Source organism: Vibrio sp. ZF 223 (assembly GCF_003050585.1).
GTDB classification, from domain to species: Bacteria; Pseudomonadota; Gammaproteobacteria; order Enterobacterales; family Vibrionaceae; genus Vibrio; species Vibrio crassostreae.
In genome coordinates this window covers 947976-964419 of record NZ_PIGB01000001.1, presented here as the reverse complement: position 1 = coordinate 964419, position 16444 = coordinate 947976, and the positions used below count along the sequence as shown (strand labels likewise).

The 16444-nt window shown below is 44.7% G+C and carries 12 protein-coding genes; 6 read left to right on the top strand and 6 right to left on the bottom strand.

The window, feature by feature from the left end; all coding sequences use genetic code 11:
- Positions 1–90: 90 nt before the first annotated feature.
- The 6 genes from drt2 to puuE form a co-directional block, all read right to left on the bottom strand.
- Positions 91–1374 carry an antiviral reverse transcriptase Drt2 gene (gene drt2 / locus CWO13_RS04050; protein WP_108082570.1) on the bottom strand — a complete coding sequence of 428 codons (1284 nt, stop codon included), beginning with the start codon at positions 1372–1374 and terminating at the stop codon, positions 91–93.
- A gap of 532 nt (positions 1375–1906) precedes the next feature.
- Positions 1907–3226, bottom strand: coding sequence for a urate hydroxylase PuuD (locus tag CWO13_RS04045; protein ID WP_108082569.1), 1320 nt, complete (start codon positions 3224–3226; stop codon positions 1907–1909).
- Positions 3227–3240: 14 nt separating this feature from the next.
- Positions 3241–3801: an ureidoglycolate lyase gene (locus CWO13_RS04040; protein WP_004732859.1), complete on the bottom strand. Its 561-nt coding sequence runs from the start codon at positions 3799–3801 to the stop codon at positions 3241–3243.
- Between the two features lie 14 nt (positions 3802–3815).
- Complete coding sequence (alc, locus tag CWO13_RS04035; RefSeq protein WP_108082568.1) at positions 3816–4802, bottom strand: allantoicase; 987 nt, start codon at positions 4800–4802, stop codon at positions 3816–3818.
- A gap of 123 nt (positions 4803–4925) precedes the next feature.
- Positions 4926–5441: a 2-oxo-4-hydroxy-4-carboxy-5-ureidoimidazoline decarboxylase gene (uraD, locus tag CWO13_RS04030; RefSeq protein ID WP_048613965.1), complete on the bottom strand. Its 516-nt coding sequence runs from the start codon at positions 5439–5441 to the stop codon at positions 4926–4928.
- A 23-nt stretch (positions 5442–5464) separates the two neighbouring features.
- Entirely contained in the window at positions 5465–6385 is a 921-nt protein-coding gene (gene puuE, locus CWO13_RS04025; protein ID WP_108082567.1) for an allantoinase PuuE, read from the bottom strand.
- A gap of 398 nt (positions 6386–6783) precedes the next feature.
- On the opposite strand from puuE, the gene uraH reads away from it, so the two are divergent.
- From uraH to CWO13_RS03995, 6 genes are all read left to right on the top strand, one after another.
- Positions 6784–7137 carry a hydroxyisourate hydrolase gene (gene uraH / locus CWO13_RS04020; protein ID WP_108082566.1) on the top strand — a complete coding sequence of 118 codons (354 nt, stop codon included), beginning with the start codon at positions 6784–6786 and terminating at the stop codon, positions 7135–7137.
- A 246-nt stretch (positions 7138–7383) separates the two neighbouring features.
- A complete protein-coding gene (locus tag CWO13_RS04015; RefSeq protein ID WP_102479763.1) occupies positions 7384–8727 on the top strand; it encodes an NCS2 family permease in 1344 nt (447 codons plus the stop codon).
- A gap of 225 nt (positions 8728–8952) precedes the next feature.
- Positions 8953–10404 (top strand): nucleobase:cation symporter-2 family protein, encoded by a 1452-nt coding sequence (locus tag CWO13_RS04010; protein ID WP_108082565.1) that lies wholly within the window; start codon positions 8953–8955, stop codon positions 10402–10404.
- Positions 10405–10565: 161 nt separating this feature from the next.
- On the top strand, positions 10566–11930 hold the full coding sequence (locus CWO13_RS04005) for an 8-oxoguanine deaminase (protein ID WP_108082564.1): 1365 nt from the start codon (positions 10566–10568) through the stop codon (positions 11928–11930).
- 689 nt (positions 11931–12619) lie between these two features.
- On the top strand, positions 12620–13858 hold the full coding sequence (locus tag CWO13_RS04000; RefSeq protein ID WP_108082563.1) for an alpha-xenorhabdolysin family binary toxin subunit A: 1239 nt from the start codon (positions 12620–12622) through the stop codon (positions 13856–13858).
- A 164-nt stretch (positions 13859–14022) separates the two neighbouring features.
- Entirely contained in the window at positions 14023–16419 is a 2397-nt protein-coding gene (locus CWO13_RS03995; protein ID WP_102431567.1) for a hypothetical protein, read from the top strand.
- The last annotated feature ends 25 nt before the right edge of the window (positions 16420–16444 follow it).

The following is a 16444-nucleotide window of genomic DNA, read 5'->3' as shown; positions in this document are numbered from 1 at the left end:
CTAAAGTCAATCTGGACTAAAAGTGCCATGGGTAGAGATTCATATCAAGTATCTATACAGAGTTGTCTTCCTAAATCGCTAGGTTAAACCCTAATCTTTATTAATTTCATCATTAAAACGCTTAAAAAGTGGTTTCAATTGCCTTCGAATTGAGTGGCTTTCCATCTTGTTGGCAGCCCTAATCCCATATGTAATAAAGTTTCTTTTACCAAGGTGGGTATAACGACTGTATAATTTTCGCTTAAACAAAGGCCTCTCAGATTGCCCGTTGTGATGACGAATATTGTTATATTTTATCATCGTTTTTTTAGCTAACCTTACGCCTCTTCGCATTCTTTCAGAATAACGCGCTAAAGATGAAGAACGAATAAAAATATCCTCTCCATTAAACATGAAACCTAAATATTGCAGATGTTTATCTGCCTTTAACTTTTCACCGTCCTTTCTAAATATTCGAATTTCTGTCTTCTTAGGGTTAACCGATAACTGTAGAGACTGAATTGTCTCCATAGCAAAGCTTTCTACCTTAGACTTATATTCTATCGGGACGACAAATAACATATCATCACAATATCGGAAATATTTACCATTGTGAACATTCACAAACTCTTTCATCTTCACGTCAAAATCAAACATGTAAACATTTGATAACATAGCACTTAAAGGAGTTCCCTGTGGTATACCAAATGAAAGCTTATGAGGTTTAATCAATTTTCCCCCTCTAACTTTCTCTCGAAACTCCTGAGGGCTACATACTCTTCTTTTTGAGTAATTGTGGTAGTTAAGTGAAATTCCTAATGACTTGTACAATTCGTCTTTTTTAACAAAGGAATGCTTGGTTATCGATTTAAAAACATTAAAGTGGTCTTTGGGAAGTCTTTGTACTTGCAATAAGTTACACCACTCTCGTTTTAAAATATCATGGTCTAATGAATCAAAAAAACCTGAGATGTCTAATGCCACAGCACAACATTCACCTGATGTTTTTATTGTATTAAAAGCGTCTAAAGCGAAGTCAATATTACTTTTCCCTAAAGAGCGGAAAGCTAAAATTGAATCACTAAGCCCATCTTTTTTTAATTTCTCTTCATATCTTTGATTCAAAATTTTCGAATAGTACGCGTATATATGGCTATCTACATGAGCTGGGTATGAAATTGGCCTCGATTTTGTAGGTAATGGTACAACTTTCTTGCTAATTGGATCTTTACCAATTTTATTAGCTTCAATTGTGTAGTGAATTAGTGGATAAAAAGCATGTTTAGCTACCAGTATAGGATCAGTGACTATTATTGACGCTTTTTTAAGACTGATGGGTAAATCAAAGTGCAGATATGTACGAGGACGAAACCATTCTTTAGGTACAATTCTCATTTTTACTCCGAGAGCAAAACCGAGGGAGCTAGAACAGCGGCAATTCTAAATGCTTCCTCGGATTAACTGGCCGTAGGGGCCGTCAAAGCCGCGTCATGTTAAACATAAATTATGCTATCACTATAACAATAACTCTGGAGGTACCTATCAAGACACTTATCCAAGTATTGCTGTCATTCTGCTCAATTAGCTTATTGAGTAGGTTTGACAGCCTGTTCAGCACCTTTCAATCAATCACGTTAGCAACTATTGAAAGCACAGAAATAATACACTAGAAATATCGTAAGACAATGATTATTAGATACTTTTAACAAACACCATATCTTTTAACCAAAATGATATTAACTTGTTACATATTAATGAAAACAAGATAACCAAATACTGAGTTCTTTTCTTCCTTTGTCCCAAAAACAAAAAGCCCCGGTTATAGGAACCGGGGAAACAGGGTGGGATGAGTTTGGCGCGTGCCCGAAACCAAACTCTCCCCAAGCCTCACCTAAGACTCATGCTCTTAGGTAAAGGATTCACATCATTATTGAAGCGTAGCGCCTTGCTCTACCCAGGTGCCGATGAGTGCGCGTTCTTCGTCGGTCATTTGAGTCATGTTGCCGAGCGGCATCACCTTGGTTGTTACTGTTTGAGCAACAATCCTTGGTACATTAGCTTTAATCTCCTCTGGCGTATCAAACATCACACCACCTGGCGCAGCAGCAAAAGCGGCGTGGCTCGGGGTTGATGAATGACACACAGAACAGCGCTCTTGAATGACTTTGTTGATAGTTTCAAAGCTGACGCCTGCGCTAGCAGTTTGCATTGCGTGAGCTGCTGGTGCAGCTTGAGAACTAGTCGTCGTTGAAGCGGTGTCGTTTGCAGCAAGCTCTTCTGTCGCCGATTCAGTCGCGCTAACTTGCACTTCTTGAACCACTGGTGCTTGCACAACCGGAGTCATCTGTTTTTTCGCGTAAGGTGAAGTCACAAACGCAAGCGTGATCATCCCCAATGCCGCTACTGGTATTGTCCATGCAAACTTCTGGCTACCATGACGGGTGTTGAAGTAGTGACGCACCAAGATACTGAAAATCGCGAGGCCAGCAAGGATCAGCCAGTTGTATTCCGAGCCATAAGTGCTTGGGAAGTGGTTACTGATCATGATGAACAACACTGGCAGTGTCATGTAGTTGTTGTGACGAGAACGCAATAAGCCTTTCGCTGGCAGTGCCGGATCCGGTTCGCGCTTCTCTTCTATCGCTTTCACCAAGTTGCGCTGTGCAGGCATGATAACGCGGAATACGTTACCCACCATGATGGTACCAATGATCGCACCCACGTGGATGTAAGCACCACGACCACTGAACACTTGAGTTAGGCCATATGTCGCAGCAACGAGCAGCACAAACAGGACAACGCCAAGCAACACGGGGGTTTTGCCTAATGGTGAGTCACACAGTAAGTCGTAAATAAACCAACCGGCAACGAATGAACCAATACCAATCGCGATTGCGGTTGTTGAATCAAGGCCAGAGCCCGGTGCAATCAGGTAAATCTCAGCGTTGAGGTAGTAAACCACACCCAGTAGACACACACCGGTGATCCACGTGAAGTAAGCTTCCCATTTGAACCAGTGCAGGTGCTCTGGCATTTCTGGTGGCGCAAGTTTGTACTTCTCTAGGTGATAAATACCACCGCCGTGAATTGCCCATAAGTCGCCTGAAAGGCCAGTTTTTGGGTTTACTCGGTTAAGGTTGTTCTCTAACCAAACAAAGTAAAATGATGCGCCTATCCACGCAACACCAACAATCATGTGAGCCCAGCGTATTGCTAAGTTCAACCATTCTGTAATATGCGGATCCATAATAAACTCCTGTATCACAACGCTTTAGCTAAGCGTTGCTCTTCCTTATTGTCGTCCGTTGGCAAGTCGTCCAAATGCAATGCCACGCGATCGCTGTCGAAATAAACTTCATCACAGTTATGCCCCTCGCCGCCTCTATCGACGATCAAGAACTGGTCTTGATCGGTGAGCGCGAGAACTGGGTGATGCCACACCCCTTTGTGATAGTTCACTCCTTGACGGCCGTTGCTCAAGAAAGCTCGGCTATTGGCTAATGTTGGATCATCGCCTTTTGGCGCAACAACAATTAAATAGGGTTGACCAAGTAATGGAATGAATGCCTGAGAGCCAAGTGGATGACGCTCTAACATTTTGATGGTCAGTGGGTAGCTCAACGGTGTGGCTTGGAAGATGCTGATGATCGCTTCTCCGTCTTGGTCTTGCACATCCGTTGTCGCTAGCTTGTGGTAGCGACGTGTTGATCCACTGTTGATCATGAAGAAATCACTATTATCGGACTCGATAACGTCGCCAAACTCTGCAAAAGCCTGCTTGGTTAACGGTTCGATGGATAAACGACGTATTCCATTACTCATACTCATTTCCTTACTTATTTCGCCTTCGTACCAAATAGACGCAAACGGCTGATACCACCATCTGGGAATATGTTTGCACGTACGTGGGTAATCGCACCAAGGTCGTTTACCTCAGAAATGAATTCGTGAATCTCGTGCGCTTGCAGCTTTTGTGCTGGCAACAGTTCACGCCAGAATAGGCTTTGTGTTTCTACTTGGTCGTCGGTACCGCCTTTCACATAAGCCGCTTGAATTGAGCAACTGTCTGGGTAGTTACCTTTAAAGTGAGCCGTATCCACTACGATGCGTTCGATGTTACCTGGGTGGCCTAGTGCCACGATAACCCAGTCATTACCCGGCGTACGACGACGTGCTGTTTCCCAGCCATCACCCATGTTTTCACCGCGGCCTGGGCCTAAGATGTTGGCTTTGTTGCCGTAGTGCTCATCGCTACATGCCAACGCTCGGCCACCGTGTTCAACCGATGCTAGGTCGACTTGTTGCTGAGAATCAATTGCGTCCCAATCTACACTTGGTCGGCCATAAACACGTAAACGTGCGACACCACCGTCTGGATAAATGTTCAAACGTAGGTGCGTAAATACTTGGTCATTTTCGATTGCTTCAAGATGATGGTGATCACCTTGTAGTGCCATTGAAGGCAGAATTTCTTGCCACTCTGTTGAATCAGTTGGCTCACTTTGTGGTGAATAACACGCGTCAATTGATGCCGAAGGTGGGAAGTTACCTGTGAAGAATGAGGTATCAATATCAACGCCAGCAATGGTGCCAGCTAGGCCAAGACGAACGACACAGTAGTCGTAACCTTCACCGCGTTTGCGTCTGCTTTCCCAACCGTCCATCCACTTGCCGTTATCGTCGTATAAGTCGTCTTTCCACTCTGGCGCAGCGTGGCTGAGAAGACGGCTTTTATCTGCGAAAAAATCGTCTGTTGCAAAGATAGCTTCTGCGCCGAGTTTTTCGTCTGCAAGGTTTATGTACTGTTCAAATTTATGGGTCATGTCCGTGTAATCCTATGAAATTAATCAAGTAATAATAAAATGAGAACTTAGTGGCTTATGTTTTTACAAATCAAACTTTTAGCGCACCAAGACTGGGCTGAGATAGCTGTTAACTCCGTTAACTTACATATCCCAGAGACGAAACATCGCGATCTTGTTGATCTCTTGAATCGCCGTAGCAAACTCAGTTTCACTATCATTTCCTAATCGCATCTCGAACGACTCAAGAATTTGGTAACGATTGGCTCCCTTCACCGCCATGATAAAAGGGAAATTGAAGCGACTTTTGTAGCTGTTGTTGTAAGAAGTGAATTTTTCAAATTCTTCGGCGCTGCACTGGTCGATGCCCGCCCCCGCTTGTTCTTTGGTCGACGACTCGGTGAGTTCGCCGTTTACTGCTGCTCGACCGGCTAAATCCGGGTGAGCATTGATCAAAGCCAACTGTTTACCTTGGTCTGCACTTAACAAGGTCGATGCCATTTTCAGATGAAGATTCTCGATATGGTCATCTTCGGCATTCAAACCTTGGTCATACACCACTTCTGCAACCCACGGGCTGTGTTCGTAGACATCAGCAAAGTGAGCGACAAAGGTATCGCGGTCCATGGTTGTTGGTTGGCAAGATCGAAATTCAGTCACGTTAAGCCTCCTTGCTGTTCGTTCTAATTTTGTTGTCCGTTGTATGGGTGATGTTGGTGCCAGTGGTTCGCGATATCGATTCGACGACATAGCCACACGCTGTCATGCTGTTTTACGTAATCTAAGAAACGTCTTAATGCAGCAATACGACCGGGACGACCAATAAGACGACAATGCAACCCAACCGACATCATTTTCGGTGCGGTTTCGCCTTCCATATAAAGGGTGTCAAACGTGTCTTTTAGATATTGGAAGAACTGTTCACCAGAGTTGAAGCCTTGCGCGGTTGAAAAACGCATGTCGTTCACATCGAGTGTGTAAGGGATCACCAGTTGTGGATGACCGGTTTCGGTATGCCAATAAGGCAGGTCATCGTCATAGGCATCCGAGTCATAAAGAAAACCGCCCTCTTCTGCAACCAAGCGACGCGTATTTGGACCCGTTCGACCGGTATACCAACCTTGTGGGCGTTGACCTGTCACTTGTTGGATGATCTCAATCGCTTTGGTCATGTGGTCGCGCTCTTCAGACTCATCAATGTATTGATAGTCGATCCAGCGATAACCGTGGCTACAGATTTCGTGACCCGCTTCGACCATGGCTTTGGCAACGTCTGGATGACGCTCAATCGCCATTGCGACAGCAAATACGGTCAGTGGGATTTCATATTCATCGAACAAGCGAAGAACACGCCACACACCTACACGGCTACCATATTCATAGATGGATTCCATGCTGATGTGACGTTCGCCTTTGATCGGTTGTGCTGACGGGATCTCTGAGAGAAAGGCTTCAGACTCGTCGTCTCCATGTAACAAACAACGCTCACCGCCCTCTTCATAGTTCAATACAAAAGAAACCGCGACGCGCGCATTACCTGGCCATTGAGGGTTTGGAGGGTTAGCTCCGTAACCGATCAAATTTCTTGAATAATCCTTATTCATCCAAGTACTCCTAACATAAGTGGTTGGCTTAGCCGCTCTTTAACTGAGTCACCAAATGGATTCTCGATAAACAAAGCAACCTTACCCCTGTACATTTATTGTATACAATTATTTATCTCAATGTAAAGATTTTGTTATTCAAGTTAAATTTGCGCACATCATTCATTTAAAAACAATAAGTTAACAAAACACAAGCTCACCAAAAAACGATAATCAAGATCTATAAATTCAGAAAAAACGACACAACGGTTAACATTTTTCCAACAATTAGCTTTACTAATTGTGTACAGTTCGTACATAGTTAGTGATAACAAAGTGACCAGTTGCATTCTTTGCAAGGTCGAAGCAGACAGATAAACCACGGAACAGAGGAGCGCCAAAAGCGCTATTAAAGGACTATGGGAAGACTAACAACACACGTATTAGACACGACTCACGGCTTACCGGGTGCAGAGATCAAGGTAGAGCTTTATAAGGTCAATGAAGACTCAACAAAAAAGCTGGCGACGGTAATCACGAACTCCGATGGCCGAACCGATGCGCCGATTCTGGCAGGGAATGATTTCCGACCGGGGAAATATCAATTGGTGTTCTACGTTGCGGATTACTACAAAAGCAAAGGTGTGGAATTGGATGGTGTGCCTTTCCTAGACGATGTGGTTATTCGTTTCGGCTTAGATGATCCAGAAGCGCATTATCACGTTCCTCTTCTTGTCTCGCCTTACAGTTTCTCAACCTATCGGGGCAGTTAGTCTCGTGACCTAGAACTTCGAACTAGGCTCAATCACCAAATCATAAACAAATTCACGTGTACACCCCAAAAGGTGTGCACTCACTAAACACGCTCATATAAAAATACTAACAACGTTATTAGTTAGAAGTTGATGACTAAACAACAGATAACTAAAGAAATAGCGGCTAGGAAAAAACCTTAAAACTTAATATTGAAATCTCGCTGTATTCAATAAATGGATCACAACATAAAAGGACTTGCTGACATGAGTGAGAGTAAAACAGAAATACTCAACCAAGATGCGAATAACGGATTTTTAGAGAAACTCTTTAAAATTAAGGCCCACGGAAGCAGCGTAAAAAATGAGTTGGTCGGTGGTGTCACTACCTTCGCTACCATGGCTTACATTATCTTCGTTAACCCACAAATAATGGCCGCTTCTGGCATGGATTCAGGTGCGGTATTCGTCGCAACCTGTATTGGTGCTGCGATCGGTTGTTTGCTAATGGGGTTATTTGCGAACTGGCCTGTCGGCCTAGCACCGGGCATGGGCTTGAACGCCTTCTTCTCGTTCACGGTAGTAAGCGAAATGGGCTACAGCTGGGAAGTGGCACTGGGTGCTGTGTTTATCTCAGGTATCTTGTTCGTCGGAATGAGCTTTTACAAAGTCCGCCAATGGATAATTGAAAGTATCCCGGTAAGTCTGCGTTACTCCATGACAGCGGGTGTTGGTTTGTTCTTAGGCCTGATTGGCTTAAAAACAGCAGGCATTGTCGTCGAAAACCCAGCTACTTTGGTATCACTTGGTGACTTCACTAAACCTGAAGCTCTGCTCGCTGCTATCGCATTCTTGATTATTGCGGTTCTAAGTGAGCGTAAAGTATTTGGCGCGGTACTGATCGGTATTTTGAGTGTAACGCTTGTCGGCATGATGCTTGGCTTAGTGCATTACAACGGCTTCTTCGCAGCACCACCAAGTTTAGCGCCTACATTCCTAAAAATGGACATTATGGGTGCGCTTGATGTTTCGATGATCAGCGTTATCTTGGCTTTCCTTTTTGTAAACATGTTCGATACCGCAGGTACTTTGATGGGCGTGGCAGAGCGCGCAAACCTAACTAATCCTGAAACGGGCAAAATTGAAGGTCTTAGCAAAGCACTGAAAGCTGACAGTATCTCAAGTGTGGCAGGTGCGTGTGTGGGTTGTCCGCCAGTAACCAGTTATGTAGAGAGTGCAGCGGGCGTTGCAGCAGGCGCACGAACTGGTCTTTCAGCAATTGTGGTTGGTGTGTTGTTCTTAGCAGCGATTTTCCTATCGCCATTAGCAGGTATGATCCCCGCTTACGCAACGTCTGGTGCTCTTATTTACGTGGCATTCGTGATGATGAGCAGCATGCAGCACGTCGATTGGAAAGACTTTACCAACGGTGCTCCAGCTGCGATTACCGCACTGATGATGCCTCTGACCTTCTCTATCGCGAATGGTATCGCACTGGGTTTCATTACCTACACCGTGCTTAAGCTGGCGACAGGTAAAACCAAAGATGTGTCTATCTCGATGTACTTCCTAGCGGCTATCTTCATCGCCAAGCTGGTGTTCATCGGTTAACCCTATAGCTCCTGAGCAGTCATTTCTTGATTGCTCACAACGTTGCTTGGCTGGTTCGCGAGCCAAGCAACAATATGATTTTTAAGAAAGCTAATTGTATTGATGACGAGAGAGCAGAATCCCTGCTGATTCAGTGCACCTTTTTTATGACCCTACGCAGTTTGTAGAAGTCATTATTTGACCGCCAATCGCCTGTAAACGGAAACGCAGGCAGAGGAATATCAAATGAAACTTCTGTACACCCTTAATGAAAGACCGCCCCATGGGCTAACCCTTCTACTCGCTTTACAGCATATGCTCGCCTCGATTGGTGGCATTGTCGCTGTCCCCCTTATTGTCGGCGCCTCCATCGGCCTGCCCAACACAGAGATCGTCTCACTGATCAATGCAGCGCTATTGGCGTCAGGTATTGTGACTGTCGCGCAATGTCTTGGTTTTGGTCCAGTGGGGATTCGACTGCCCGTGGTGATGGGTTCAAGCTTTGCCTTTTTAGGTGTGGCTATTTCGATCGGTAACGAAGGTGGTGTCGCCGCTATCATGGGCTCGGCGCTTATCGGCTCGTTTGTGGTCATTGGTGCCAGCTTCTATATGGACAAGGTTCGCAAGCTATTCCCGACCGTGGTAAGTGGTGTTGTGGTTACCTTAATCGGCTTAACCATTTTACCGGTTGCCATGAACTGGGTTGGCGACTCTCCTGCCAACACGGAACAATTCGCCACTCTACCTAAACTGTTTCTCGCCCTTGTATCGCTAGGCATCGTGGTTGGTGTATCGGTTTACTGTAAAGGCGCGGTTGCCGCTTCAGCCATCGTGATTGGTTTAGCGGGCGGCTACATTGTGGCGCTGTCGCTCGGCATGGTCGACCTTGAACAAATCAGCTCTGCCGCTTGGGTCGGTGGCCCTGAACCTTTCAAGTATGGCTTTACCTTCTCTGCGAGTGCCATCATCAGCATGAGCTTGGTGTACATCGTGGTTATCGCCGAAGCAACCGGTGACTTCATGGCACTTGGCAACAACTGCCAAACCCAAGTCAGCGGTAAAGATCTAAAACGTGGATTACTAGGCGATGGCCTTGGCAGCACCTTATCTTCGATTTTAACAGCGATGCCACTAGCATCATTTAGCCAAAACGTTGGTATTGTTGGTATCACTGGTGTTGCAAGTCGCTATGTAGTAGCTGCAACAGGTGGTTTACTAATTTTAGGCGGTTTATTCCCGAAATTAGCCGCAATTGCCGTCACGATCCCTAAACCCGTATTAGGCGGCGTGGGCTTTGTGATGTTCGGAATGATTGCTTACGCGGGTATCCGCATGTTGATCAAAGCCGCAGACACCAAGCGAAATGCCTTGGTAATCTGTGTAGGGTTGGCATCTGGTTTAGCTGTAACATTCGAGCCAAGATTGTTGCAACACTTGCCGCATGATTTGGCAAACTTCCTGCACTCTGGCATTACGACTGGCACCATCATGACGGTTGTTCTTAACCTTGTATTGCCGAAGTCTTCACGAGCAGAAGAGCAAGAAGCGTTAGCCGAAAGCCAAGCGCAAGTTGAACTAGAAATGAAAGAACAAGCTGAAGAAGAGCTACACTCAAACGAGCAATCAGAGATTCAACAAGCAACAACAGAACCTGACGTTCAAACGGCATCAGATAACCCTGAGCCAAAAACGAACTAGCTAAATCGCTAATTAGCGAAAAACTGATTTCCGTAGAATCACGGGCGTAACGAAAACACTGAATATTTCATCGCCCTTGATTCGAATTTATCTTTCAACAACAAATACCAAATAAAGACCCTCTTCCCTGAAAAGGCTGAGATGGCTAAGGACTACTATGAATGGAAACCATCTGGATTAAGAATCCTCTCGCAATCTACACTGGCTCACTTGCTGATGCAGAAGGCGGCATAGTCATTAAAGGTAATAAAATCATTGAACTGGTTGGCAAACACAAAGAGCCGACCTCCCCCGTAGATTACAGCGTCGACGCCTCTCGTCATGTTGTGACTCCTGGGCTTATCAATGCGCACCACCACTTCTACCAAACCCTGACGCGTGCCTACCCCGGCGCACTCAATAAAGAACTCTTCCATTGGCTACAAAGCCTCTACCCGGTTTGGGCCAACCTCGATTCTGAGATGATGAGCCTAGCTACAGAGCTGGCGCTGGTTGAATTAATGATGTCGGGCTGTACTACTGCATCCGATCACCACTACTTGCTACCTAATGGGCTTGAGCACGCTATTGATTTACAAGTCGAGGCCGCAGAGAAGCTGGGCGTTAGAGCCATATTCACACGTGGTTCAATGAGTCTTGGGGAAGATGAAGGTGGGCTACCTCCACGACACACCATTCAAACCGAACAAACCATCATTGATGACAGCCAGCGCTTGATTCGTGATTACCACCAGCGTGATGAAGGCGCGATGATTCAAATCGCACTCGCGCCTTGTTCGCCGTTCTCGGTCACCACCGATCTAATGAAAGAGACCGCCAAGATCAGTGAGCGTGAAAACGTCATGATGCACACGCACCTGTGTGAAACCTTGGATGAAGAGGACTTCTGTATTGAGAAGTTTGGCTTGCGTCCCGTTGATTACCTAGAAGATGTGGGGTGGCTGAATGAGCGCACTTGGCTCGCACATGGTATTCACTTCAACCCAGAAGAGATCAAGCGTTTGGGTAAAGCAGGAATAGGGATCAGCCACTGCCCGACGTCCAACATGATGCTAGCTTCTGGTATTTGTAAGAACAACGACCTCGAAGCCGCTGGCGTTAAAGTCGGCCTAGGTGTTGATGGTTCGGCCTCCAATGACGGCTCAAATATGATTGCCGAAGTGCGTATGGCGATGTATCTACAACGTCTGCAATATGGCTCGGCAAACGTATCTCACTTCGACGCACTGCGCTGGGCAACATCAGGCTCCGCACGAGCGATGGGCAGAACCGACATTGGAACGCTAGAGGTCGGTAAACAAGCCGACATCGCGATGTTCAAGCTCGATGATATTCGTTTCTCTGGCAGCCACGATCCACTTGCAGCACTCCTACTCTGCGGCGCTCAACAAGCGGACAAAGTAATGGTTGCCGGAAAATGGCGAGTTAACGATGGTTCGGTGATCGGCGTAGACATGGAGCAACTAATGCACCGTCACCACGCCGCTGCGATGAAACTCGGTAAACTGGCAATGAATAATAACTAACGCCAATGCTTGCCCATCATAGTGTATATATCACTATGATAGGCAAGCTTCCTTAATACTGCTAATACTAATTCACTCCTGACTATTAGATACGCCGTCCTATTGGTTGTTCTTCCCTTAAATATCCAACCAAACCTCACCCTACAATTAACATCACTAATTTAATTATTGCTAATTTAAATCTAGCTAATTTAATTAAATCTAAATATTAAACCTCTTAGTTATTTGGCACAGGTCAAATTTAAAACGCTTGTTCTATTTATATAAATATCAATTCAATCAACAGATTTAGTAATAATCACAACAATTATTATAATTACATTTTTATCATTTAACTCATTGGTGAATAGAATAAAAATCGCCGACGCCTTTCTAGATATAGCCTGAAGAAAGAATGGAAACGAATGATTTAAATATCACCAAATTCAATAGATCAACAATCAAACAATATGAATGCCAATATGTGATCTAGATAGAACTTTTAATTATAAATTTGCTATAGATTGACCAAATCTTATAAAAACAAAAATCACATTAATGGAGAGTGTATTTAAAACCCACAGCATAATTACAATAATAACAATATAAAGAATTCAATAAACCCGCATAAATATATAAATACCATTTTTATGGTAGGGGAATTTATTGTCTCTGAAAAAGCTAATAACAAATCTAACAGGGATTCAAACATGAAAAAAATCACACGAACACTCGTATTATCTTCGATCTCGATTGGACTGCTTTCATCTTTTGCTTTCACTTCTCAAGCAGCGCCAATTCAAGTTAATCAAGCGTCAGCCGAACAGAACATACCTCAAATCACCTACGATACGATCATCGGTGAAAATGGCGTCTTTATCGATCTAGAAACCGACAATTTCATCCTCAAACAACAAGAGTGGTACCAAATCCAAGCTTATGTTGAGGGAGCACTGGCACTGCCTGTCACAGAAACCAGCATGAAGTCGGCTTTTAGCATTCCTAACGACATCCCTTTCTCTAACTTCCAAGCCTTAGTTCAGCAGTACTCAAATATCCATGACACCGCGTTCTACTGGAAAAAGGACCTGTACCCAAGCATCGTTAACCTATCACTAAGCCTGGCTAACTACGCGCAAATTAAAGATTACATGCTTAACCCTTTGAGCGACGCCCTCAATGAGATGTTGGCAAAGGCATTCTCACCGTTGCCAGAAGATATCGAAGCCGTTGAACGTAATCAAAAAATGGCGATTGCTTACCTGAAAAGCCTGCAAAACTTTTCATTGAGATACCAGCAAGAGGTGTCCGATGTGGGTGATAACTTGTTGGACTTCTCTGCGCAGCTAGACACGCAAAAGCTACAGCTTGAAGTGTTAGAAGGCACACATAACGGCTATCTAACGGATGATGGCAGTGCACTTCAACAGCAAGTAAACGACATCAATGCCCGAATCGCGCAACTCAACAAAGACTACACTCACTACGTCACGGTTGCTTCTACCGCCGTTACCTACGCATGGTTCCCTTTGGTCGCCGTGCCAATCATGGGCGTCTACGGAGATAAAGCAGAGAAAGCACGTAAGCTTCGCAATGAACTGCAAAATGAAGTTAAAGATTTAGAAGAACAATTGTCTTACACACAAAAGGTATATAACTCTTACCATCGCTCTTCAGAAAGCATTGATCTTATATCTCAGCAAATTGAAGATGCTATCCCACATATTAATAAGCTGAAGTTAAATTGGCAGAAAATGAATACCGACTTCACATCACTGCTCGCAGCATTGGATGAAGCTCAAAACAATGCCGATATCATGAAAGACGACGCAATGCTTGGTGCTATCGGTGCATTAGCCAATACATCGGTTTCAGAAATGAACTGGAATAACATCAGCGAGAAAGCCAAGGCATTTGCAAATAATGCTTATATTCAAGAAATGGAGTAGTCCATACCCATCGATAAATAGCTCGGCAAAGCGACGCCTCGCTATAAGTTAAACCAGCAAGACCAATAAAAAAATAACAACAGAACACCACGCCTTATGAAAAATAAGGTGTTGGTTTCTGCTACCCAAAATTTGGCTAATACTCATTTCGACAGGACATTAATATGAGAATTCTACCGATTATTATTTCTCTTTCATTATCTCCACAAGCTTTTGCTAGTGACTGGCTAGAACTTAATAACTTGCCTAATTCCACCGAATACCCTACTTGGGTTCAATCTGCTTATTCCGATGTCGATGTTCTCTCTCGCTCTACATCTGATCTCCACATCAACCTCAGTGACTGGATTGCGGAGCAGAACCTCTACGTGACTAAACCCTCAAAGATCGTCGTTTTTGCCGATACTATTGAGGTTCCAGAAAACTTCAACTTGGTAGTGAATAACCAAAACATTCTCATTTTTGCCCGTAAAATTGTCGGTCAAGGAGCCCCAACTTTCGTTCTCGGGCAACAAGGCGCGGCGGCATCAGTAACTGTAATAGCAGGAGAGATCGAAACTCCGATTAATGTCCTCGCCTTCCAAAACGATGGCAGCATCACACGAGATGCCCTTTCTGCAGAAGACGGCGATGGAACCTCTGTGGTACTAGCAGGTGAACACTACCGCAGAACCACCATCGACTCGAACATTACAGGGCAAATGAAACTGGCGACCACACCTTTTACCGACATTGTTAACCGCTCTTTTGATATGGCTGCCAGCTTATTCGACACCAACCTAGAGCTTAGCCTCGAACTGATTAACTGGATTGAGCAGAGTTTACGTCACGCCGGCTCTGTGGTGGAAGATGACCCTATCCTTTCAGACCTGTACCTACAAACCGTTGCCTTTAAACAGTTCATTAGTTTCAGCACTAAAGAGAGTAACTATGTGCCTTATCTCGACAAGGTGCTCTACCAAGGCAAATACGAAGCGTACCTGAATGCAATGATCGCGTATCAAGCACAGTGGGATATCATTCAAGACAGAAGTACGGTGATCGAAGACAAGATTGAAGCTGCGAAGTTAGCACTCGATAACATTGAAGACGTTCTCAGAGCACAAGACTCGATCATCACTCAAACCCAATCTAACATAGACAAAATAGGCGACAGCCTGACCGAAATCGACAGCCAATACAAAGCTCAAGAACTTGTGACACTGAGTGCAAGAACCACTTACTTAGTCGGTGTAGAAAACTGGAAAACTCAGCAAGAGCTCAATGCAGCATTGGCTATCTTCAAAGCCATCGCAGAGATTGGCAGTGCCGTCAGCGGTGTGTTCACAGGAAATCTATCTGGTGTGAACGACCTCACCGAGCAATTGGCTAAAACGCCAGAAGCACTGGATAAAGCGAAAAACTTAGTCACCAATATCAAGACAGTCACGGGGATCATTGATAGCGTTACCAAGACTATTTCGGGCATCGCGCAGCTCACCGCCGATGTGAAATCGACCATCAAACTTCATAAAATCTCCGAAGCGATGGATGGCTTTGACTTTAATATTCCGACTTTGAATGAGAGTAATCTGGCCTGGGATCTGATGATCACCGAGATCCGCAGTAACTTAAGACTTGCTGATAGCTTGGGAATTAAAGGCGCGAGACAATACCTAGTCGAACTTGAAAAACAGGTGCTATTAGGCAAAGCAATTAACACCACTCAGCTTAACTTTGCACAAGAGCAAGCCAAACTCGTCGACCTATTATTGACCAAGAACGTCACCGCTAATCAACAGCAAAGATTGAGTGACGCCATTGAGAGTTATCAGGTAGACAGCGAAGGTTTCGACTCCATCGAGCGTGAGCTGTCGCGAGTGCTAATGCACTTCAAACGACCAATGTATGTGGCTTTATCTAACTATGTTCAGGCATACGAATACTGGGCGTTGAAACCAAGTGAGATCACACCTTCGCTGAATAAAAGTTACTTGGACTACCAGTTTGACCTCGCGTCCATAGAAAATGAGTATGTGAATGCACTCTCTTCATTCCAGCCAGCACCACAAGACTTCACTATCGACAACTACACCATCTCTAGCCCAGAGCAACTCGATAGCTTCGCAACCACTGGCGAGTTGAACTTCACAATTCCATTAGGGCAGGCACAACTATGTTCATTCGACCGAGTTAGACTCTCTACAGTACGTGTGTTCTTAGAAGGGGAAAACTTACCTTATGGCAAGCAGTTCAACCTTGGAATATCGAGTTCAGGTAACTATGCCGACCGCTATCAAGATCAGGATTACCAATTCAGTTCTAATCCGGTCGCACGGGCGTTTTACTACCGCTTAGATGATCCAACCACCAATGACGTTAGCATCATCACCGATGGCGCAGTGGCGAATAGGTTCGAGTATGCGTACTTCCAACCAACTCCATTCTCGACATGGAATGTCACCCTCAACAACTACGATGAGGCAGACCAAGCCAACAACCAATACCTAAAAGATGTCGAACAAATTAGGGTTGAGTTCTTAGGCAGTGGTATCCCGAATGGCAACAGTTGTTCTAACTGAAGTGAGAAATAACCAAGCTATCTAA